The sequence below is a fragment of the Ancrocorticia sp. genome (genome assembly GCF_052089425.1).
In the GTDB taxonomy this organism is placed as follows: domain Bacteria; phylum Actinomycetota; class Actinomycetes; order Actinomycetales; family Actinomycetaceae; genus Ancrocorticia.
Map to the genome: position 1 here is coordinate 10,774 of NZ_JBQCZW010000041.1, position 5,560 is coordinate 16,333.

The following is a 5,560-nucleotide window of genomic DNA, read 5'->3' on the forward strand; positions in this document are numbered from 1 at the left end:
CGTTTCTGAAGGTGGGGTCCTGTCTACTCTTTCTTGCTAGCGGCTAGAAGGTCACGGATCTCGCCGAGCAGCTCGTTGGTATCCGGCTCAGGCGCCTCTTCTTCGGCTGCCTTCTTGCGTTCCGCGTACCTGTTCATGGGCATCACCACGAAGAAGTAGAGTGCGGCGGCCACGAACAGGAAGTTAACCAGTGCGGTGAGAATAGCGCCGGGCAGGATGTCCGTGCCATTCAGGGTGATGGTCCAGATATTGTCAAAGTTAGGTTTGCCCACGAGAGCAGCAATGACGTCCATGATCACGGTGGTGATCGCATCGATGATGGGGGTGAACGCGGCGCCAATGATGATGCCAACGGCCAGATCGATGACGTTACCGCGCATGATGAAATCGCGGAATCCCCTAAGCATGTCGTTCCCTTTCAGGTGATAGGTGGATACGGGCGGCTCATGCGGTATTCAGGACAATACGCATTGCCGTCCTCGTACTGTATCCAAGCACTAGATTTACGGTATCTTCCGGAATTGCGAGGAAGAGCACACGCACATCGTCCGCATTAGAGAGGAAGCTGCCGCCTTCGGCAACGGTGCCGTGGCCCACAACGATCGCATCGTCCACTACCTTAACCGCCTCGGCTGTTTCATCGAGGTCTGACGGGGGAGCGTACAGGGCAACGCTGGTGCCTGGGGTGGCCATGCCCTCCGTGCCGTCAGCAATGATCGTGACGGAGGTGATGGAGTAGCCGGGTGGAGCCGAATCCAGAAACTCCGAGCTCAGCAGAAGAGAGGTGGGAAGAGGCATCCCCTTCGGCAACCCGCTGACCAGCACTTCTCCGGCTGCCTCGTCTATAGCAGTCATGGTGCCAGTTGGAATGAGGTCCTCTGGCACATGGGCGGTCTCAAGGTCAGATTCTTCTAGCAGTTTGCCGGCCGGTATCGATTCGGCTGCCACAACCACGGCACGCGTTGCAGGTTTGAGGCTTGCCCCGGCCTGAAGAACACTCAGCAGGCACACGATGGCCGTCAGAGCAATGACAAGGTGGCGGATACGCCAGAGTGTGCCGCGGATGCGTTGGAACATAGGCTAACGCTAAGGCCCTGTGGAATTGCGTGCCGATGGTGCCGGGCTACCTGTGGATAAAAGCCGCCGGCGCCGTTCTGGGGATACCGCGAGCCGTCATGGGATGAGGGATACCGCGAGCCGTGAGGCGCCGTGTCGGAGGAAGGAGATGCCGAAATTACGGCTACACGTTATGTATCGGCGAGATCATCTCACGCGACGCAGAGCTATGCCGAGCGCCCCGGGGCTGCTGCGGAGGCCGCAGTACGGGAGGATTTCGAAGAATCCACGCCACTGGAAGTGGACGCCGAAGAATGAGATACAGAAGAAGCAGACGCCGAAGAATCTGAGGATGATGAAGATCCGGCTGTCGAATGCTCTGAGGAGGACGAGTCCGCCGATGACGAAGATTCGCTCGATGAGGAGGCGTTCAGGTTTGCGTGCGATTTGGAATCGTTGTGGTAGAAACCCGAACCCTTAAACACAATGCCAACCGAATTAAACAGCTTGCGCAGGTGCCCACCGCACTTGTCACAAACTGTCAGAGCGTCATCGGTAAATGATTGACGAATGTCAAACTCATTGCCGCACACCGTACAGCGGTACGAATACGTTGGCACGCCTCGTCCTTTCCCAGCACTCTAAGATTCCGAGTGCTAACTTTACGCGGGCTAGGCCGATGTATCCAGAAGAGCCGCCGGAATCACATCCTGCGCTTGGCTTTGCGGTGAGTTTCCTACTACTACGGCCTTGCCGTAGGTTCTCACCCGTAGGGCTAACGCCAGCTTTCTGCCGTGTTACTGCTACGCCTTGCCGCAGGCTCCCCACCTGTCGGGCAGGATGACGAAGGAAACGGGCCGATCCATCGGATCTTGAGGCAGGTCAATATCCACGTACTCTTCGGGAAACACCATGGCCCCGACTCGCGTTTGCGCGCTCACCTGCTTCAGCACGCGGTCATACCAACCTCCGCCCTGACCGATCCTTCGGCCCTGACGGTCCACGAGCGTTGCGGGAATGATGAGGACATCTACTGTGGCGAGGATGTCAGAACCGATGGCTTCTCCCGAGGGCTCAGGTGGGCGTCCAGGCGCACACACCGCCAGATCGTCTGCTCCCTGATACCAGGCCCACTCGCGGGAGAGTCCGGGCCCCAACTTGGGCAGGAGCAGTTCGCAGCCGTGTGCCGCTATGGCTTCACACAGCGCGTGAGTTTCTGGTTCGTTGTTGACTGAGACGTAGCAGGCCACCGTCTTGGCATCGCCGATAAAATCGAGCGCAGTAGGGACCCATTGAGCCTCAAAATCCTTGCGAACCGCGACCGGGAGCCGCTTACGTGCATCGCGTGCAACAGATCGCAGGGCCTGTTTGGCATCTTCGACATCCAGACCAGTGACATCGGGAAGCGCCACCATGTGCTTTTCCATACCCGCATTCTCCCATGATCCACATCACATTCCCAATCGGTGCCTGTAGATTCTGCCGCTCGTGAAGCTGAGGACTCACCAAAGCGCTTGAAAGCTGTAACATCGCCTGCTGCATCGATCCGCCGGTATTGTGGACTATGCGCCGTTGCCGCACGTTGCCGAGGAGAGACTATGAAGAGCGTAGAAGCCCATTTGAAGGACTGCCTAGATCTTGCAGCACCGATCGAACGCTATGAAGCGGAGCTTCCCGACGCTCTCGGATGCATTTTGGCTGAAGATGTTCTCTCGATGACCAACGTTCCGGCCGCGGACATTGCTGCTCAGGATGGGTACGCCGTTCGAGGGGCGGACACGATCGGGGCATCGGCTGAGAATCCCGTGCGGCTTCGGGTACTCGGAGAGCTGTATTCCGATTCCGGGGATGCATCGAGCGTGTTTGAAGGCACAGCGATGAAAATCGCCTCGGGGGTGAGACTTCCTGCAGGGGCAGATAGCGTTGTTCCGCTGGAATCGACTGATCAAGACACCGTGAGTGTCACGCTCTACCAAAGCGTTCGCGCGCAGGACTATGTCCGTACTCAGGGCGAGGATCTACGAGTCGGTTCGGTTGCCCTGACGGAAGGCACGCGTATCGCTGCCCGCCACATTGCCCTCTTGGCCAGTTCTGGACGAGCCCTTGTTCCCGTTCACCCTGCCCCTCGCGTGGTGGTCATGAGCGTAGGGAGCGAACTCGTGGCACCGGGGCGTGGAGCGCCCGCGGGTAAGATTTACGACGCCAACTCGCACGCGCTCAGCTCGGCGGTTAAGAGCGCAGGCGGAGTTGCCTACCGTGTTGGTGCAGTCTCCGACGATAAGAATGTTCTCCGCGACGCCATTGAAGATCAGCTTTTGCGGGCGGACGTCATCATCACAACGGGCGGCTTATCCTACGGAGGTGGAGACACGATCAAGGAGGTGCTCTCGCCTCTGGGATCGGTGAGGTTCGATAACGTGGCCATGAATCCCGGGCGCCAGTTGGGTGTAGGAAGCCTAGAAGATGACACGGTTATCTTCTGCCTGCCAGGTGATCCGGTTGCCGCTCTTGTGAGCTTCGAGGTGTTCGTGCGGCCCGCGCTGAGGAAAATGGCCGGGTACGCCTCGATCGGGAACCGTTCCATCGCAGCCACGGCTTCAGACACCTTCTTTTCTACTGCGGGCGAGCGTGATTACGTACGCGTTCACGTGACCGGCAATACGGCGAAGGGCTACCGCTTCCAACCCACCGAAGGTGGCCAGAACCCGCTTATCACCGGATTCGCGGAGGCGAATGGCCTTGCTGTGATTCCCGAAGACGTCACAAAGGTTCAGCAGGGTGATTCGATGGAGTGCATCATCCTCAACGGATAATCACGATTGGGCTCGGTTTTCGTCGTCGTCGTCCTTCTAAATGCGCAACACGCGTGGTTTGTCCGTGGAAGCGCCCACTTTGCCCACTAACGTGGGTGTTGTGGACTTTCAGGGATACGCACTTATCGCAGTAACTGCAGTGCTGATGCTCTACGTGATTCCACATCTGTATCGAAGGCGGTCCGTTCTGGCCGAGGCAAGGATTGAAGAACGGTACGCCGAAGATTTGCGGATGCTTGATGTGGCCGCTTCCCGTCATGGGGGTGCGAGCACACACACGGAAGGTTCACACGGGACAGTTTTCTTTCGCCAGCCGGAGGTCATAATGAAGAAGAGCGAACATGCGGCTTCGCGGGCCCGTGGCACTGACGATGTACGCGTTATCGCCAAGGAGCGTGCGCGCAGGCGGGCACGCATTTCCCAACGTAACGTCAACAAGCAGCGCGGGATTTTGGGCGGCGGCGTCATCGGCATCGTGACCGTTGTTGCGTGGGTGCTGACGGCTGCCACAAGCCTTGCTATTGCCGTGCCGGCCGTGCTTACTGCCCTCGCGCTGGCCTATGGCGCTGGCTTTGGCTACATCGTCAACACGATGGCTGAGGCCACAGCAGCCGACGAAGAGGCGATTGAGAAACTCAATCAGAAGCTTCGCGGGCACAAGGGATCCGCGCACGTTGCCGGTTCGCGCAGGCCTGCCGTGCGGCGCCATCGTGGGCAGTCTGGAGTGAACGCATCCGCGAGTTCCGCTGAGGCTGAGGCCAGTGCCCAATCGGAGGCAAGCGCTCAATCTGGGGGCTCCGCCGATTCCTCTACGTCGGAAAAGACCGATAGAGCCGTTACCGCTGAATCTCGCATCTCGATCTCTGCTGAGCCCGAGATCGTTGAGGATTCCATCGCTGCAGATCCGGTGTTGACGGGTGAGAACGCTCAGGCTGTTAACGCGACGAGCGGCGCTTCGGCTAGTGCCTCGAGTGCTGAGCGTTCTCAGGCTTCCAAGGCTGCCAGTGCTCCAAGCCCGGAGAAGGTCCAGAAGTCCAAGGCTTCGGCTCCCAGCGCTGAGAGGGTCCGGAAGGCCAAGGCTTCTCAAGAAGAGCGAGCACAGGCGGTACCGGCCAAGCCCACGAGCGCCTCAAGTGCCCGCGAGGCATCGGGTAGCCCAGCGGTGCCTGCGTCCCGTGAAACAACAGGCAGCCCAACGGCTTCCGTGGAGCGTGGAACGGCTAGGGTCAAGCCCGAGTCCATCAAGCGTGAGCTCGTGACGCCATACGAGGCTCCTTCCCAGCCAACCGCCGCGGTGCCCTACCGCCCGCAGGAGCTGGATGAGCGCTTCGAGGAGAACACCCTCACGCCCGCCGTTTCCGCCGAAGCAGCCGCCTCGAGCGCCACTTCTTCGGACGCTTCCTCCACGCAGAAGTCTCAGGGACTTGCGGGTGGATCCGCATTGGACGCTTTGCTGGACCGCCGCCGTGCATAGTTCGGCCCCGTATTTCGTGGTTCGGCGCACGTTCCTGCTTGCGAATGTGCGCCACACGAAAGCCGGTGCTAAGCTAGTCGAGTCTCAGGGGCTATGGCGCAGTTGGTAGCGCGTTTCGTTCGCAATGAAAAGGTCGGGGGTTCGAATCCCCCTAGCTCCACAAATTGTGATGAGTCGGGACATGTGTCTCAGATGAGTCGCGTGATATGTCACTGAC

At 59.3% G+C, this 5,560-nt stretch carries 6 protein-coding genes, 1 tRNA gene and 1 pseudogene; 4 read left to right on the forward strand and 4 right to left on the reverse strand.

Annotated features, from left to right (window positions below):
* Window positions 1-23: 23 nt before the first annotated feature.
* Together mscL and ACTHV6_RS10480 are read right to left on the reverse strand one after the other, a co-directional pair.
* Window positions 24-407, reverse strand: a complete 384-nt coding sequence (gene mscL / locus ACTHV6_RS10475; RefSeq protein ID WP_441387462.1) for a large conductance mechanosensitive channel protein MscL — start codon at window positions 405-407, stop codon at window positions 24-26.
* Between the two features lie 37 nt (window positions 408-444).
* Window positions 445-1,077: an SAF domain-containing protein gene (locus tag ACTHV6_RS10480; RefSeq protein ID WP_441387463.1), complete on the reverse strand. Its 633-nt coding sequence runs from the start codon at window positions 1,075-1,077 to the stop codon at window positions 445-447.
* Between the two features lie 132 nt (window positions 1,078-1,209).
* On the opposite strand from ACTHV6_RS10480, the gene ACTHV6_RS10485 reads away from it, so the two are divergent.
* Window positions 1,210-1,374 (forward strand): hypothetical protein, encoded by a 165-nt coding sequence (locus ACTHV6_RS10485; RefSeq protein WP_441387469.1) that lies wholly within the window; start codon window positions 1,210-1,212, stop codon window positions 1,372-1,374.
* A gap of 161 nt (window positions 1,375-1,535) precedes the next feature.
* Here the strand turns inward: ACTHV6_RS10485 and ACTHV6_RS10490 are convergent.
* Both ACTHV6_RS10490 and ACTHV6_RS10495 read right to left on the reverse strand, forming a co-directional pair.
* Window positions 1,536-1,676: pseudogene (locus ACTHV6_RS10490) on the reverse strand (FmdB family zinc ribbon protein); the annotation flags it as partial.
* Window positions 1,677-1,859: 183 nt separating this feature from the next.
* Window positions 1,860-2,483 (reverse strand): 5-formyltetrahydrofolate cyclo-ligase, encoded by a 624-nt coding sequence (locus ACTHV6_RS10495; RefSeq protein WP_441387465.1) that lies wholly within the window; start codon window positions 2,481-2,483, stop codon window positions 1,860-1,862.
* A 171-nt stretch (window positions 2,484-2,654) separates the two neighbouring features.
* On the opposite strand from ACTHV6_RS10495, the gene ACTHV6_RS10500 reads away from it, so the two are divergent.
* The 3 genes from ACTHV6_RS10500 (at window position 2,655) to ACTHV6_RS10510 (ending at window position 5,503) form a co-directional block, all read left to right on the forward strand.
* Complete coding sequence (locus ACTHV6_RS10500) at window positions 2,655-3,869, forward strand: molybdopterin molybdotransferase MoeA (RefSeq protein WP_441387466.1); 1,215 nt, start codon at window positions 2,655-2,657, stop codon at window positions 3,867-3,869.
* A 40-nt stretch (window positions 3,870-3,909) separates the two neighbouring features.
* On the forward strand, window positions 3,910-5,343 hold the full coding sequence (locus ACTHV6_RS10505; RefSeq protein ID WP_441387468.1) for a DUF6667 domain-containing protein: 1,434 nt from the start codon (window positions 3,910-3,912) through the stop codon (window positions 5,341-5,343).
* Window positions 5,344-5,430: 87 nt separating this feature from the next.
* A tRNA-Ala gene (locus ACTHV6_RS10510) sits at window positions 5,431-5,503 on the forward strand.
* Window positions 5,504-5,560 lie beyond the last annotated feature (57 nt).